This window comes from Micromonospora sp. NBRC 110038 (assembly GCF_020884815.1).
Classification (GTDB): Bacteria; Actinomycetota; Actinomycetes; order Mycobacteriales; family Micromonosporaceae; genus Micromonospora; species Micromonospora haikouensis.
Map to the genome: position 1 here is coordinate 199,206 of NZ_BBOL01000011.1, position 16,707 is coordinate 215,912.

At 73.5% G+C, this 16,707-nt stretch carries 7 protein-coding genes; all 7 read left to right on the forward strand.

The features are described from left to right. The first annotated feature begins 25 nt into the window (after positions 1–25). Positions 26–5,467 (forward strand): type I polyketide synthase, encoded by a 5,442-nt coding sequence (locus LPU61_RS31685; RefSeq protein ID WP_305072018.1) that lies wholly within the window; start codon positions 26–28, stop codon positions 5,465–5,467. Between the two features lie 74 nt (positions 5,468–5,541). Beyond that, entirely contained in the window at positions 5,542–10,158 is a 4,617-nt protein-coding gene (locus LPU61_RS29235) for a type I polyketide synthase (protein WP_229406752.1), read from the forward strand. Positions 10,159–10,178: 20 nt separating this feature from the next. Then, positions 10,179–11,654, forward strand: a complete 1,476-nt coding sequence (locus tag LPU61_RS29240) for an FAD-dependent oxidoreductase (RefSeq protein WP_043969373.1) — start codon at positions 10,179–10,181, stop codon at positions 11,652–11,654. Between the two features lie 55 nt (positions 11,655–11,709). Next, positions 11,710–12,738: a 3-oxoacyl-ACP synthase III family protein gene (locus LPU61_RS29245; RefSeq protein ID WP_043967832.1), complete on the forward strand. Its 1,029-nt coding sequence runs from the start codon at positions 11,710–11,712 to the stop codon at positions 12,736–12,738. Further along, positions 12,735–14,636, forward strand: a complete 1,902-nt coding sequence (locus LPU61_RS29250; protein WP_229406753.1) for an HAD family hydrolase — start codon at positions 12,735–12,737, stop codon at positions 14,634–14,636. The genes LPU61_RS29245 and LPU61_RS29250 overlap by 4 nt, the downstream gene beginning before the upstream one ends. Beyond that, positions 14,633–14,860, forward strand: coding sequence for an acyl carrier protein (locus LPU61_RS29255; protein ID WP_043967830.1), 228 nt, complete (start codon positions 14,633–14,635; stop codon positions 14,858–14,860). Before LPU61_RS29250 ends, LPU61_RS29255 begins: the two co-directional genes overlap by 4 nt. After that, positions 14,857–16,707 carry a 2-oxo acid dehydrogenase subunit E2 gene (locus LPU61_RS29260; RefSeq protein WP_229406754.1) on the forward strand — a complete coding sequence of 617 codons (1,851 nt, stop codon included), beginning with the start codon at positions 14,857–14,859 and terminating at the stop codon, positions 16,705–16,707. The genes LPU61_RS29255 and LPU61_RS29260 overlap by 4 nt, the downstream gene beginning before the upstream one ends.

The window sequence follows — 16,707 nt, forward strand, 5'->3', positions numbered from 1 at the left end:
CCGCACCACACCGACGGAGCCGACGATGAACATGCCTGCCGAGAAGGTCGTCGAGGCGCTGCGCACCTCACTGCTGGAAAACAAGCGCCTGCGACGGCAGCTTCAACGGCAGACCGACACCCCGGTCGAACCGATCGTGATCGTCGGGATGGGCTGCCGCTACCCGGGCGGCGTCCGGTCGCCGGAGGACCTGTGGGACCTGGTCGCCTCGGGCCGCGACGGCATCGGGCCGTTCCCGGAGGACCGTGGGTGGGACGTGGAGCGGTTGTTCGATCCGGATCCGGACGCGCCGGGGAAGTCGTATGTGCGTGAGGGTGGTTTCCTGACGGACGCGGCGGAGTTCGACGCGGCCTTCTTCGGGATCAGCCCGCGTGAGGCGCTGGCGATGGATCCGCAGCAGCGGCTGCTGCTGGAGACCAGTTGGGAGACGTTCGAGAACGCCGGGATCGACCCGGAGTCGCTGCGCGGCAGCCGCACCGGCGTCTTCACCGGCGTCATGTACGGCGACTACGCGACCCGGCTGCGGCGGATGCCGGAGGGCCTCGAAGGCCAGGTGGTGACCGGGAGCGCGGGCAGCGTGGCGTCGGGCCGGGTCTCCTACGTCTACGGTTTCGAGGGTCCCGCGATCTCGCTGGACACCGCCTGTTCGTCGTCGCTGGTGGCGTTGCACCTGGCCGTCCAGGCTCTCCGCAGCGGCGAATGCGACCTCGCGCTGGCCGGCGGGGTGTCGGTGATGGCCACCCCCGTGGCGTTCACCGGCTTCAGCCGTCAGCGTGGTCTCGCGCCGGACGCCCGGGTCAAGTCGTTCGCCGCCGCCGCCGACGGCACGTCCTGGTCGGAGGGCGTCGGTCTGCTGCTGGTCGAACGGCTCTCCGACGCCCAACGCCACGGCCACCGCATCCTCGCCGTCGTCCGCGCCAGCGCCGTCAACCAGGACGGCACCACCAGCCAACTCTCCGCACCCAACGGCCCCGCCCAACAACGCGTCATCCGACAGGCCCTCACCACCGCCGGCCTCACCCCCACCGACGTCGACGCGGTCGAAGCCCACGGCACCGGCACGAAACTCGGCGACCCCATCGAAGCCCAAGCACTGCTCGCCACCTACGGCCAGAACCGCGACCAACCCCTCTGGCTCGGCAGCATCAAATCCAACATCGGCCACACCCAAGCCGCCGCCGGAGCCGCCGGCATCATCAAAATGATCCAAGCCATCCGGCACGGGGTCCTGCCGAAGACCCTCCACGTCGACACCCCCACACCCCACGTCGACTGGACCACCGGGTCCATAGCACTCCTCACCGAACCCCAGCCCTGGCCCGAACAGGGGCGGCCCCGCCGCGCCGCCGTCTCCTCCTTCGGCATCAGCGGCACCAACGCCCACATCATCCTCGAACAAGCACCACCAGCCACCACACCCACCGACGCTCAGCCAGCGGACCAGGACACCCCGGTCACGTGGATGCTCTCCGCGAAAACCCCCACCGCCCTACACACCCACGCCCAACGTTTGCTGCACCACCTCACCACCCACCCCGAGTTGACCGCCGCCGACACCGCGGCAGCGTTGGCCACCCGGACGCTTCTGTCTCACCGCGCCGCCATCGTCGGCGTCACCCGCGAAGAACTCACCGAGGCCCTCACCGCCCTAGCCGGGAACACCCCCCACCACCGACTCATCCAAGGCACCCCCCTCACCGGCAAAACCGTCTTCGTCTTCCCCGGCCAAGGCAGCCAATACCCCCACATGGGCCTCGACCTCTACACCGCTTCACCCACCTTCGCCCACCACCTCCACGCCTGCGACACCGCACTCCAACCCCACACCGGCTGGTCCCTCCTCGACGTCCTCCACCAGACACCCCACGCACCCGACCTCGACCGCGTCGACGTCGTCCAACCCACCCTCTTCGCCCTCATGACCGCCCTCGCCCGCACCTGGCAACACCACGGCATCCACCCCGACGCCGTCATCGGCCACTCCCAAGGCGAAATCGCCGCCGCCCACATCGCCGGCGCACTCACCCTCAACGACGCCGCCAAAATCATCGCCATCCGCAGCAAAGCCCTCCACACCCTCACCGGCACCGGCGCCATGGCCGCCATCCCCCTACCCCCCGACACCGTCACCACCGACCACCCGCACCACCCCGACCTCCACATCGCCGCCCACAACAGCCCCCACCACACCATCATCAGCGCCACACCCACCACCATCGACACCATCATCAACCACTACCAACAACACAACATCAACGCCCGCAAACTCCCCGTCACCTACGCCTCCCACCACCCCCACACCGAACAACTCCGCAACCACCTCCTCACCACACTCGCCGACATCACCCCCACCACCCCCACCATCCCCTTCCACTCCACCACCCACCCCCACACCACACCCACCCTCAACAACCACTACTGGTACGACAACCTCCGCCAACCCGTCCAACTCCACACCACCATCACCCACCTCCTAAACACCGGACACACCCACTACATCGAAACCAGCCCCCACCCCGTCCTCACCACACCCATCCAACACACCATCGACACCACCACCACCACCAAAGCCACCACCATCGCAACCCTCCACCGCAACCAACCCGCCCCCACCCAACTCGCACACGCCCTCGCCCACGCCCACACCACCGGACTCACCCCCCACCAACCCACCCCCACCCCACACACCACCCCCCACCTCCCCACCTACCCCTTCCAACACCACCACTACTGGTTGGACAGCGGTGCCGACGGCGTGGACGACGTGGCAGCCGCGGGCCTGGACGACGCCGGGCACCCGCTGCTGGCCGCCGTGGCGGACCTGCCCGAGAGCGGGGGTGTGCTGGCGACCGGCCGGATCCGGGCCGACGCCGATTCGTGGCTGGGCGGCTATCTGCTGGAGGGCACGCCGGTCCTTCCGGCCGTCGGGATCCTGGACCTCGTGCTGTCCACCATGGACGGGCTGGGGCTGCAGCACCTCGACGAGCTGGTCGTCGACAAGCCGATCGTCGTCCCGGCACGCGGCGGAACCGACCTGCGCGTCCAGGTCACCGGTGGCGACGCGGACGGCAGGCGCACGGTGCTGGTGCACACGCGGCAGGCGGGCGCGTGGACGCGCCACGCGGCAGGCGTCCTCGGCACCACGCCGGGCCCGGCCGACGTCCCTGGCCCCGGCCCGGCTCCGGCGACTGCGGACCAGCTCGATCTGCTGACCGAGCGGCTGGCCTCGGCCGGATACGACCACGACGGCGCCTACCGGAGCATCCGCGCCTTCCACGGTGAGTACGCCGACGTCGCGCTGCCCGACGACGTCGACGCCGACGGTTTCGGATTCCATCCCGCGCTGCTGGCCGCGGCCCTGGACGGGATGTTGAGCGGCCTTTCCGCGGAGACCCTGGTGCCGAGTCGGTTCACGGACGTGCGGCTGCACGCGACCGGGGCCACGAGCGCCACGGTCCGGGCCCGCACGCGCGCCGACGGGACCGTCGCGGTCGGCATGGTGGACGCCACCGGCGCGCCCCTGCTCACCATCGGCTCGGTCGCGAGCCGGCCGCTCACTGCGGCGGACGTGACGGTCGCGGCGGACGAGGCGCTCGCCTCACCGCTCGCCGTGGACTGGGTGCGGATCCCGGTGCCGGACGACGTCTCCGGCGCGGCCACCGTCTTCGGCGACCTGGAGGAGGTGCTGGCCGCCGAGGAGCCCACGGACGTGCCGGCGGTGCTGCTGCTGCGGGTCGGCCAGGGCCAGGACCCGGACGCCGGACCGGAAGCGGCTCATGCGGTGGCGGAACGCACCCTGCACCAACTCCAACAATGGCTCACCAACCCCCACCTCACCCACACCCACCTCGTCATCCTCACCCAACACGCCATCCCCACCACCCCCCACCAACCCATCAACCTCCCCACCACCACCACCTGGGGACTCATCCGCACCACCCAAACCGAAAACCCCGGCCGCATCACCCTCATCGACCACGACCACCACCCCACCACCAACCACACCATCACCACCGCCCTCACCACCGGCCACCCCCAACTCGCCATCCGCAACAACCACCTCCACACCCCCCAACTCACCCCCACCACCACCACAACCACTGCCACCACCACCGGCAAACCTCACCCCACCCTCGACCCCAACGGCACCATCCTCATCACCGGCGGCACCGGCACCCTCGCCACCCACATCGCCCAACACCTCATCACCCACCACGGCATCAAACACCTCCTCCTCCTCACCCGCACCGGACCCCACACCCCCCACGCCCAACAACTCCACCAACACCTCACCAACCTCGGCGCCCACCCCACCATCACCACCTGCGACACCACCAACCCCCACCAACTCACCACCACCATCAACAACATCCCCCCCAACCACCCCCTCACCGCCATCATCCACACCGCCGGCGTACTAGACGACGCCACCACCACCAACCTCACCCCCCACCAACTCCACACCGTCCTCCAACCCAAAATCGACACCGCCTGGCACCTCCACCACCTCACCACCGACCACCCCCTCACCCACTTCATCCTCTTCTCCAGCGCCGCCGGCACCCTCGGCACACCCGGACAAGCCAACTACGCCGCCGCCAACACCTACCTCGACGCCCTCGCCCACCACCGCCACACCCAAGGCCAACCCGCCACCAGCCTCGCCTGGGGCCTCTGGGCCCACACCAGCAAAATGACCAACAAACTCACGGAGACGGAGGTGGACCGGCTCAAGGCCACCGGGCTGCTCCCCCTCGCCACGGACGACGCGCTGGCCCTGTTCGACGCCGCGCTGCGCACCCCCGACCGCCCGCATCTGGTGCTGACGCACATCGACCGGACCGCGTTGCACCGGCACGCCCGGGAGGGCACGCTTCCGCCGCTGTTCGAGAGGCTCGTTCCGGCCCAGGTCCGCAACACCCGGTCCCCGTCGGCGCCGCTGGCCGAGCGCCTGCGCGGGCTGAGCCCGGAGAAGCGCGAGCAGGTGCTGCTCGACCTGGTCCGCACCCACATCGCCGGCACCCTCGGGCACACCTCCCCCGCCGACATCGCTCCCGGGCAGACCCTCAAGGAGCTCGGCTTCGACTCGCTCACCGCCGTCGCCCTGCGCAACCACCTGTCGAGGACGACGGGGCTCCCGCTTCCGACGACGCTGGTGTTCGACCATCCCAGCGCCGCCGCGATCGCCGGCTTCCTCGGCGAGCAGTTCGGCCGGGGCGAAGCCGGGGCGCAGGCGCCGGTCCACGCGGAGCTCGAACGGCTGGAGGCGGCCGTCGCCGCGGAGTCGTGGGACGGCGCGGCCCGGGAACGGCTCAGCGCCCGGCTGCAGGCGCTGCTGGCCCGGATCGCCGAGTCGGGGGAGACCGCGCGGACCGCCGTTGACGACGACCTCGCGGCGGTCACCGACGACGAGCTGTTCGAGGTCCTCGACGAGGAGCTCGGTGTCTCCGGGCTCGACGAGCGATGACCCGGCCACGCCCCGGGCAGGCACTTGGGGCTTCCGATCCCACCACCGCCAGCAGTCCCGGAGAAGTGAGTGCCATGGACAAGGAGCAGAAGCTCGTCGACTATCTCAAGTGGACGACGACCGAGCTGCAGGAGACCCGTCGGCGGCTGGCCCGCGTCGAGGCGGCGCACCGGGAACCGATCGCCATCGTGGCGATGAGCTGCCGCTACCCGGGAAACGTGCGCTCGCCCGAGCAGTTGTGGCGGCTGGTCTCCGACGGGGTGGACGCGGTCTCGGCCTTCCCCGGCGACCGGGGCTGGGATCTCGACGCCCTCTACGACCCGGACCCGGAGACGCCCGGGACCTGCTACACCCGGGAGGGCGCGTTCCTCTACGACGCGGCCGAGTTCGATCCCGAGTTCTTCGGCATCAGCCCGCGCGAGGCGCTGGCCATCGATCCCCAGCAGCGCCTGCTGCTGGAGACGAGCTGGGAGGCCTTCGAGAACGCCGGCATCGACCCCGCCTCGCTGCGCGGCAGCCGCACCGGTGTGTTCGCCGGTGTGCTGTACGACGACTATGCCGCCCGGCTGATGGAGCACACGCCGGACGGGTTCGAGGGCTACCTGGGCACCGGCAGCGCCGGCAGCGTCGCGACCGGCCGGATCGCGTACACCCTGGGTCTTGAGGGTCCGGCCGTGACCATCGACACCGCCTGCTCGTCGTCGCTGGTGGCACTGCACCTGGCGGCCCGGGCGCTGCGGGCCGGCGACTGCGAGCTGGCGCTGGCCGGTGGGGTGACCGTGATGGCCACCCCCGGGGTCTTCGTCGACTTCAGCCGGCAGCGCGGCCTCTCCCCGGACGGGCGGTGCAGGTCCTTCTCCGCCGACGCGGACGGCACCGGCTGGGGCGAGGGGGTCGGGCTGGTGCTGCTCGAACGGCTCTCGGACGCGCGGCGCAGGGGGCACCCGGTGCTGGCGGTGCTGCGTGGATCGGCCGTGAACTCCGACGGCGCCAGCAACGGGCTGACCGCCCCGAACGGCCCCGCCCAGCAGCGGGTGGTCCGCCAGGCGCTGGCCGACGCGCGCCTCACGGCGGCGGAGGTGGACGTGGTGGAGGGACACGGCACCGGCACCGTCCTGGGTGACCCGATCGAGGCGCAGGCGCTGCTCGCCACCTACGGCCAGGGCCGTCCCGCGGACCGGCCGCTGTGGCTGGGCTCGGTCAAGTCGAACATCGGGCACACGCAGGGGGCCGCCGGGGTCGCCGGGGTGATCAAGATGGTGCAGGCGATCCGGCACGGGGTGCTGCCGCGCACGCTGCACGCGGGCGAACCGAGCCGGCACGTCGACTGGACCGCCGGCCGGGTGGAGCTGCTCACCGAGGCGAGGCCGTGGCCGGACGGCAACCCGCGCCGGGCCGGCGTCTCCTCGTTCGGGGTCAGCGGCACCAACGCGCACGTCATCCTGGAGGAGGCGCCGACGACGCCAGCCGCCGATCCGGTGGCGCCCTCCGCCGGGCCCGCGCCGGCCCGCCCGCTGCCGCTGCTGATCTCGGCGCACGACGAGGCGGCGCTGCGCGACGTGGCCCGCAGCCTGGCCGACCGGCTGGCCGCCGACCCGCCGCCGCGGCCCCTGGACGTGGCGTACTCCCTCGCCACGACGCGCACCACGCTGGCCCAGCGCGCCGTGGTCGTCGGCACGGACCGGGCCGAGCTGGCGCGGGGGCTGGACGCGGTGGCGCGCGGTGGCCTGCTGCCCGGCAACGTGGTCCTGGACCGGGCCGCGCCGGAGCCGGGCGGGCTGGCGTACCTCTTCACCGGCCAGGGCAGCCAGCGGCCCGGGATGGGCCGCGCGCTCGCCGAGGCCCAGCCGGTCTTCGCCGACGCCCTGGAGGAGGTGTGCGCGGAGCTGGACCGGCACCTCGACCGCCCGCTGCGTCCGCTGCTGTGGGCGGCCGAGGACGACCCGGAGAGCCGGTTGCTGCACGAGACGGGGTACGCGCAACCGGCGATCTTCGCCGTGGAGACGGCGTTGTTCCGGCTGCTCGACCACTGGGGCCTGCGCCCCGACGTGCTGGTCGGCCATTCGATCGGCGAGCTCGTCGCGGCGCACGTGGCCGGGATGCTCGACCTGCCGGGCGCCGCCGAGCTGGTCGCCGTCCGGGCACACGCGATGCAGCGGGCCCGCGCGGACGGGGCGATGGTCTCGCTCGACGCCGGGGAGGAGGAGGTGCTCGCCTCCCTGTCCGGGCGCGAGCACCAGGTCTCGATCGCCGCCGTGAACGGCCCCCGGGCCACGGTGGTCTCCGGCGACCAGGACGCCGTCGGCGAGGTCGCGGCGCGGTGGAAGGCCGAGGGACGCCGGGTACGCCGACTCACCGTCAGCCACGCGTTCCACAGCCCGCACATGGACGACGTCCTGGCCGACTTCGCGCGCGCCGCGGCGCGGCTGACCTTCGCCGAACCGGCGATCCCCCTGGTCTCCAACGTGACCGGCCGGCTCGCCGATCCCGCCGAGCTGCGGTCGCCCGGCTACTGGCGCGAGCACGCCCGGGGGACGGTCCGGTTCGCCGACGGGGTCCGTGCCGCGCGGGCGCGCGGCGTCACCACGTACCTGGAGGTGGGCCCGGACGCGGTGCTCACCCCGCTGGCGCGCGAGTGCCTGCGCGACCACGACGCCGGCGGGCGGCCGGCCACGTTCGCTCCGCTGCTGAGCGCCCGCCGCCCGGAGCCGCAGACCGCGCTGCTGGCACTGGCCCGGGTGCACGCGGCGGGGCACCGCGTGGAGTGGGGGGCGCACTTCGCCGGCTCCGGCGCCGAGCGCATCGGGCTGCCGAACTACCCGTTCCGGCGGCGCCACTACTGGCTCGACCCGAAGCCGGAAGGAAAAGCGGCCGGCGGCGAGGACCGGAGCCGTACGTCTCTCGAATCGCTCTTCTGGGCCGCCGTGGACGGCCAGGACGTCGAGTCGCTCGGCCGGGCGCTGCGGCTCTCGCGGGAGCAGCGGTCCTCGCTGGCCGCCCTCCTGCCGACGCTCGGGCTGCGGCGGCGCTGGACCGGTTGGCACCACCGGACGTCCTGGCAGCCCGCGCCCGGCGCGGTCGCCGAACCGGGGCCGCGGGCGCTCCTCGCCCTGGTGCCCGCGGACCTGGCGGGTGACGCCACGGTCACCGCGGCCCTCGACGCCCTCGGCACGACCACGAAGCCGCTGCTCGTGCCGGCGTCCACGCAGGACGCCGGTGAGCTGGCCATGCTGCTGCGCGGCCGGCGGGCCGGGGTGGGCGACGGCGTCGTGTCCCTGCTCGGCCTGCCCCGCGACGCCGCCGACGCGGGCGTGCCGGCCGGCCTGGGGTTGACCGGCGCCCTGCCGGACGCGCTGGACCAGGCCGGGCTCGACGTGCCGTTGTGGGTGCTGACGTGCGGCGCCGTCGAGACCGGCTGGTCGGACTCCCCGGTCGTCGCGGGCCAGGCCGCGGTGTGGGGGCTCGGGCAGGCGCTCGTCGCCGGCCAGTCGCGCCGCGAGATCAGGCTGGTCGACCTGCCCGGGGCGCTCGGCGCGCCGGCGCGGCGGGCGCTCGCCGCGCTCCTGCGCGGCCGGCCCGCCGACACCCGCCTGGCCGTACGCGGGGACGGGGTCCTCACCCCGCGGCTGGTGCGGCTCGCCCCGCCCGGCACCGACCGGGAGGTCTGGCGGCCGGAGGGCACGGTCCTGGTCACCGGCGGCACCACGACGCTGGGCGGCCACGTCGCCCGTTGGCTCGCCGAGCACGGGGCCGAGCAGCTCGTGCTGACCGGGCCGGCGGACGCCTCGGCCGACGTCACGGTGTTGCGCAAGGAACTGGCCGAGTACGGCGTCGACGTCGCCGTCAGCGACTGCGACCCGGCGGACCGGGCCGCGCTCGAACGGCTCGTCGCCGAACGGCCGCCCACCGCCGTCGTGCACGTCGCCTGCGACGCCGGGGACGATCACGCGGCCGGCCGCCCGCCGGCCGAGCGGTTCGCCGCCGTGGCGCGTGGCGCGGCGGTCCTCGACGACGTCACCTCGCGGCTGGAGCTGTCGGCGTTCGTGGTGTGCGCCGCCGGAGCGGGCGCGGTGTACGCGCCGGGCTCCGCCGGTCTCGCCGCCGCGCACGCCTACCTCGCCGCGCTCGCCGGGCGGCGGCGGGAACGGGGGGCCCGCGCGCTGTCGGTGGCCTTCGGGCCGCTCGCCGACGCCCCACCGGGCGACGACGGTGGGGCCGGCGCGCCGCGCGGCCTTCGGCCGCTGGTCGCGGCCGTGGCGGTGGAGGCGCTCGGGTACGTGGCCCAGCCCGGCGTCGGGGACGTGACCGTGGTCGACCTCGATCCGCACGCCGGCTCGTGGCCCCGGTCCGACCGGCTCTTCCGGGACCTGCCCGGCTTCCGGCAGGCGCCGGAGGCGACCGCGCCGGCCGTGGACACGACCCTGCTCGACCGGCTCGCCGCCAGCGGGCCGGCGGAGCGCGCCGCGATCGTCCTGCAGTTGGTGCGGGCGCGGGCGGCCGACGTGCTGGGCAGGGAGTCGGCCGACGACCTCGAACCGGACGCCGACCTGCTCGCCCTGGGGCTGTCGTCGCTCGCCGCCCTGGAGTTGAGCGCCCAACTGCGCGCCGTGGGCCTGGACGTCTCCCCCCGGCAGATCTTCGACCACCCGACACCCGCCAGCCTGGCCGCGGCCGTGTGCCCGGCCGGCTGAACCAGATCCGGAGGACCCTCATGTTTCACGATGTCGTCATCGTCGGCGCCGGGCCGGTCGGCCTCATGCTCGCGTGCGAGCTGCGGCTGGCCGGCACTCCCGTCGTGGTGCTGGAGAGCGGCTCGGAGCCGGGCGCACAGGCACCCGGCGTGGCGCTCAACGCCGGGGTGGTCGAGCTGCTGGAGATGCGCGGGCTGATGGACGCCTGCCGCGCCGAGGGGTTCGAGTTCCCCATGGCGCACTTCGCGCACATCTGGCTGGACCCGACCCAGCTCGCCGACCGGTATCCGTTCAACTTCGCGATCCCGCACTCCCGGCTGGTGCACCATCTCGCCGAGCGGGCCCGGTCGCTCGGGGTGGACCTGCGGTTGGGGCAGCGGGTCGTCGAGGTGACGCAGGACGAGGAGTCGGTGCGGACCAGGATCGAGACCCCGTCGGGCGAGCAGACCGTGCGGAGCCGGTACCTGGTCGGCTGCGACGGCGTGGACAGCCGGGTGCGGCAGGCCGCCGGCATCGGGTTCCCCGGCGACGAGCAGCCCTTCCACGGCACGGTCGCCGATCTGGCCGTCGGCCCCGACAGCCCGCTCGGCGAGCTGGTGGGCGCGCGGGAGTATCCGGCGGGGCTGGTGGCGGTCACCCCCATGGGCCCGGGGCGGGTCCGCCTCCTGACGGGCGAGTTCGGGGTCGAGCCGCCCCGCCGGGACGGCGCGCCGGATCTGGCGGAGATCCAGGACAGCGTCCGCCGGATCGCCGGCGTCGCCTTCACCGGCGGCACCCTGGCCTGGTCGGCGCGCTGGTTCCACGTGACCCGGCTGGCCGAGAGGTACCGGGCGGGACGGATCTTCGTCGCCGGGGACGCCGCGCACACCCACTTCCCCCTCGGCGGGCAGGCGCTCAGCACGGGGCTCGACGACGCGGTGAACCTCGGCTGGAAGCTCGCTGCGGACCTCGGCGGTCGGGCGCCGGAGGGACTGCTCGACACGTACCACACCGAACGGCACCCGGCCGGGGCGCGCGCCTGCCGGACGACGCGCGCCCAGGTGGCGCTGCTGCACCCCCTGACGGAGCTGCGGGACATCGTCGCCGAGCTGGTGCGCTTCCCGGCCGTCAACGAGTACCTGGGCATGATGGTCGGCGGCACCGACACGCGCTACCCGGTCGAGCCGGCCGGCGGCGACGCGCACCCGTTGGCCGGGCGGCGGCTGCCGGGGATCGCGGCGGCCGCGCGGTCCGTTCCCGGCCTCGCCGAGGCGTGGTCGGCCGGTCACGCGGTCCTGCTCGACCTGACCGGCGACGACAGCCTCGGCCGGGCGGTGAGCGGCTCGGCCAAGCGGGTGACGCTGCTGCGGTCCGCGCCGCTGCCCCACGTCGACGCCGCCGCGGTGCTGCTGCGGCCCGACGGCCGGGTCGCCTGGGCCGCGCCGGCCGGGGGAGACACCGCCGGCCTGCACGCCGCGCTCACGGCCGTCGCCGGCGCCCCCGCCCAGGGCTCTTAGCACCGATTAAGGGCCGCGGAAAACCATGGCCGTGCAGGCGACGAAGAGGACGAGCATGGACGTGTACGTGTACTCCGCCGGGTCGATGTTGCCCGGCCCGCCCGTGGACATCCCCACCCTGGCCAGACGGTTCAGGATGACCTCGATCTGGGAACAGTGGGTGGAGGCGTTCATCGGCACGCCGGTGCGCCACTACTCGGTGGACCTGGACACCGGCGAGGCACGGTTCTCCCTCGCCGACCTCGCGACCACGGCCGCCGAGCGGGCGCTCGCCGCCGCGGGGATGACCGCGGCCGACGTCGACCTGGTGGTCATGGGCACCTCCTCCCCCGACATGCTGATGCCCGCCACGGTCAACGTCGTGGCCGACCAGCTCGGTGTCGACGGCGTGCCGACGTACCAGCTGCAGTCGGGGTGCACCGGGGCGGTGCAGGCCCTCGACGTCGCCCGGCACATGCTCCGCTCGGGGGCGGCCCGGACCGCGCTGGTGCTCGGGGCCGACTCCTGCGCCAAGCACTTCGACCTCACCGCCGACGTCAGCGCGCTGCCGCCGGAGGAGCAGGTCAACGGCGTGCTGTTCGGTGACGGGGCCGGCGCGGCGGTCCTCGGCACGACGCCGCCGCCGGAACCGGTCGCCCTGCGCTGGACGCAGGTGCACTGTGTCGGGCACAACCGGCCGCCGGGGCAGACGCTGAACTGGTTCGGCGCGGCCGAGCGGCACGTGCTGCGCCCGGCGGCCGTCGAGGACTATCGGGCGGTCCAGGAGGCGGTGCCGCCCATGGCCGTGGAGACCCTGGACGAGGTCCTGGACGTGCTCGGCTGGGACCGCGACGGGCTCGACTACGTGCTGCCGCCGCAGCTGTCGGGCCGGATGACCGCCGAGATCCAGGCCCGGCTCGACGTGCCGCAGGCGCAGGAGGTCAGCTGCGTCGGCGAGACCGGCAACACCGGGAACGCGCTGCCGTTCTTCCAGCTCGAACGGCTGCTGCCCGGCATGGTCACCGGCGACCGCGCGGTCGGCGTCGCCATCGAGTCCAGCAAGTGGATCAAGGCGGGGTTCGCCCTGGAGAAGGTGGGACCGTGACGACGGCCGGCACCTTCCCCCCGGACACCGCCGCGCCCGCGCGTACGCTGCGCGAGCTGCACGGCGCCGGCCGGCTGGAGGCCGAGTATCCCCTGGTGCAGGGTCTGCTCGCAGGCCTACCGGCCGACGAGCTGTCCCGGGCGGGGCACGTGCTGGCCCGGGCCGACGCCGACGAGGTCCTGCGCCGGCACCCGTCCACCCCCACGCTCACGGTGGCCGTCACCGGGCACCGGACGCTGGGCACGCTGATCCCCCCGCTCACCGCGGAGTTCGCCCGGCACGGCGTGCTGCTGCGACCGCACCTGTCCGACTTCGACAGCTACGTCTTCGAGCTCGGCGACCCGGGCAGCGCGCTGTACGCCGCCGGCCCCGGTCTCGTCCTGTGCGTGCTCGACCCGGAGGTGGTGTTCGACGAGCTGCCGCTGCCGTGGACCGCCGCGGACGTCGAGCAGGCCCTGGACGCCAAGGTCGCGATGCTGCGCGGGCTCGCGGCCACCTTCGACCGGCGGGGCGCGGGCACCCTGGTGCTGAACACGCTTCCGCTGCCCAGGCGGTTCACCGCGCAACTGGTGGACTACCGGTCGCGCGCCCGGCTGGGCGCCGCCTGGCGCGAGGCCAACGCGCGGCTGCTGGCGTTCGGCGACGAGTTCCCGTCGGTCGTCCCGCTCGATCTCGACCCGCTGCTGGCCGAGGGGATTCCCGCGGAGGACGTACGGCTCGGCAGCTACGCCGGGACCGGGCTGTCGCCCGCCCTGCTGGCCCGCTATGCGCGCGAGATCGGCCACCTCGGTCGGCACCTGACCGGGAAGACGAAGAAGGTCCTCGTCTGCGACCTGGACGGGACGCTGTGGGGCGGGGTGCTCGGCGACGACGGCCCGGACGGGATCGAGCTGGGCGGGACGCCGCGCGGCGAGGTGTTCGCCGCCTTCCAGCGGGTGGTCAAGCAGCTCGGCTCGCAGGGGGTGCTGCTGGCCGTGACGAGCAAGAACGACCCGGCGCCCGTCGACGCGGTGCTGCGCGGGCACGAGGGCATGGTGCTGGCCCCGGACGACTTCGTCCGGGTCACGGCGAACTGGCGTCCCAAACCCGAGAACCTCACGGCGCTGGCCGGGGCGCTGAACCTCGGCGTGGACTCGTTCGTGTTCGCCGACGACAGCGCGTACGAGTGCGGTCTGGTACGCCACGCGTTGCCGGGCGTCGCGGTCGTCCGGCTCGGCGAGGAACCCGCCTGGCACGTCGGCGACCTGCTCTGCGACGGCTGGTTCGACACCCGCGAGGTGAGCACGGACGACCGGGCCCGCCCCACGCGGTACCGGGAGGAACTGGACCGGCAGAGCTTCCTCGCCACGTTCGACTCCGTCGCCGACTACCTCCAGCAGTTGCAGACCCGGGTGTCGCTGGCCCCGGTGACCGAGCGGGAGGTGGCCCGGGCCTCGCAGATCACGCTGCGGACCCACCAGTTCAACCTGACCGGCCACCGGATGCAGCCCGCGGAGGTACGGGCCGCCGCCGGGCGGCACGGCAGCCGGGTGCTCGGCATCCACTCCGGCGACCGCTTCGGTGACAACGGCATGGTGGGCCTGGTCCTGACGCGGGTCGACGGCGAGCTGGTGCACATCGACAACTTCCTGCTCAGCTGCCGGGTGTTCGCCCGGGGCATCGAGACGGCCTGCCTGCGCTCGGTGTTGTCCCACGCCCGGGCCACCGGCGCGCGGGCGGTCGAGGCCCACTTCCGCCCCACCGCCAAGAACGCCGGCGCGCGCGGCTTCTACCCGGACAACGGTTTCACCCTGGTCGCCGACGAGGGCGACGTCCTCGTCTTCCGTCACGACCTCGCCGAGATCGAGCCGCCGCCCGCGCACGTGCGGCTCACCGCTGCATACGAGGAGAACCGATGACCACCATCGACGACTTCCTGGCCATCGTCAGCGCCGAGCTCGGCCTGCCGGTTCGGCACGAGCAGGTCGACCTGCCGCTCGACTCGGTCCCCGGGTGGGACTCGATACACCTGTTGTCCCTGCTGACCATCCTGGAACGGGAGACGGGCCGGCAGATCGCGCTGCCCGCGGTGTTGCAGGCGACCAACCTCGACGAGATCTACCGGGCGGTGGTGGCCGAGTGACGATCGAACGCGTCGCCAGGGAGCGGCGTCCCACCCTGTACTTCCTGCGGGAGATCAGGTCCTTCGCGCCGGTGCACCTCGACACCGAGGTCGACATGACCCGGATCCGGGACCACCGCGCCGCGGCGCGGGCGCAGGGGCGGCACTTCTCCTGGCTCAGCTACGTCCTGTACGCGGCGGGCCGCGCCATGGCGGCCCACCCGGAGGCCAACGCCGCGATCCGGGGCCGGATCCGCCCGAAGGTGGTCCGTTTCCCCTCGGCACACGGCAAGTTCACCATGGACCACACGGTGAACGGCCGACGGGTGGTCCTCTCGGCCAACATCCCCCACGTGCAGAGCGCCGGCCTGGCGGAGATCCAACGGCAGGTCGACTACTACACCCGGGGCGACGCGGAGAAACTGCCCGAGTTCGCCGGCGCCCGCCTGCTCCGCCGACTGCCCTGGGCGCTGGGCAGCGCCGCGTACCGCAGCCGGACCCGTCCCCTGCGGACCCGGGCGACGACGGTCGGCACCTTCGCGGTGACCTCCCTGTCCCACCGGGACGTCGATGGTTTCCACTCCACCGGCGGGACGACCGTCACGCTGGGCCTGGGCCGGATCGCCGACCGGCCCGTGGTGCGCGACGGCGCGGTGTCCGTCGCACCGGTGATGCGGCTGAACCTGACGTTCGACCACCGGGTGATCGACGGCGCGGAGGCCGCGGATCTGCTCACGGACCTCAAGCAGGCGCTGGAGCAGTTCGAGGACCCGCCGGCCGGGGACGACGGCACCAACGACGTCGGGGAGCTCAAGCAGTTCGTGCTGGCGCACACCCGTGGGCAGCGGGTCACCGATCACGAGGACGTGCTGGCGCGGATCCGCACCGACGCCGAGGGGGACGGGTCCTGGGCGGCCGAGTGGACGCGGTCCGCGCGGGCGCTGGAGCGCGACGGACGGCTGCTGGACGCGTGCCGCCACTACACCATGGCCCGCTTCCCGTTCGTCGACGGGCCGGCCCGCCAGCGGGCGCTCGACGACACGGTGCGCACGTTCGACCAGTGGCGACGCGGCGACCGGGACATCGAACGGCTGGAGGTCGACCTGCCGACCGGACGGGTCGTGGCCTGGGCCACCGGGATGTCCGACGGCGTCCGGCGGCCGGTGCTGATCGTCAGCGGCGGCATCGTGACCGTGAAGGAGCAGTGGGCGTCCACCCTGCGTGCCATCCGACGCCTCGGCATGGCCGGCATCGTCACCGAGATGCCGGGGGTCGGCGAGAACACCCTCCCCTACGACCAGGACAGCTGGCGGATGCTGTCGCACCTGCTCGACCACGTCAGCGATCGGGCCGACGTCACGGACTCGTACGCCCTCGCGCTCAGCTTCAGCGGTCACCTGGCCCTGCGCTGCGCCCTGGAGGACAGCAGGATCAGGGCGGTGCTGACGGCGGGCGCCCCGATCGACACGCTGTTCACCGATCGGCGGTGGCAGGCGAACCTGCCCCGGATCACGGTGGACACCCTGGCCCACCTGATGGGCAAGGAGGCGGGCAGCGCGCTGGGCGAGCTGCCCTCGTGGGCGCTGTCCCCCGACCAGTTGCGGGCCCTGACCATCCCGGTCCGCTACGTCGCGTGCGACCGCGACGAGATCATCCCGGGTGCCGACGTCGACCTGCTCGCCCGGCACGTCCGCGACATCGAGATCCTGCGTCACGACGACGTGCACGGCGCTCCGGCGCACGCCGCGGAGACCCAGCTCTGGCTGATCCGGTCGCTGCTGCGGGTCCGCCAGGTCAAGGCCCCCGTCCACCTGGTCATCGACCTGCTCTACCGGCTCGCGCGGCGGCGCGCTGTGGCCGCCGGCTGA

Coding starts and splice junctions, on each gene's coding strand:
- LPU61_RS31685 (WP_305072018.1), top strand. CDS start 26: ATGAACATGCCTGCCGAGAAGGTCGTCGAGGCGCTGCGCACCTCACTG.
- LPU61_RS29235 (WP_229406752.1), top strand. CDS start 5,542: ATGGACAAGGAGCAGAAGCTCGTCGACTATCTCAAGTGGACGACGACC.
- LPU61_RS29240 (WP_043969373.1), top strand. CDS start 10,179: ATGTTTCACGATGTCGTCATCGTCGGCGCCGGGCCGGTCGGCCTCATG.
- LPU61_RS29245 (WP_043967832.1), top strand. CDS start 11,710: ATGGACGTGTACGTGTACTCCGCCGGGTCGATGTTGCCCGGCCCGCCC.
- LPU61_RS29255 (WP_043967830.1), top strand. CDS start 14,633: ATGACCACCATCGACGACTTCCTGGCCATCGTCAGCGCCGAGCTCGGC.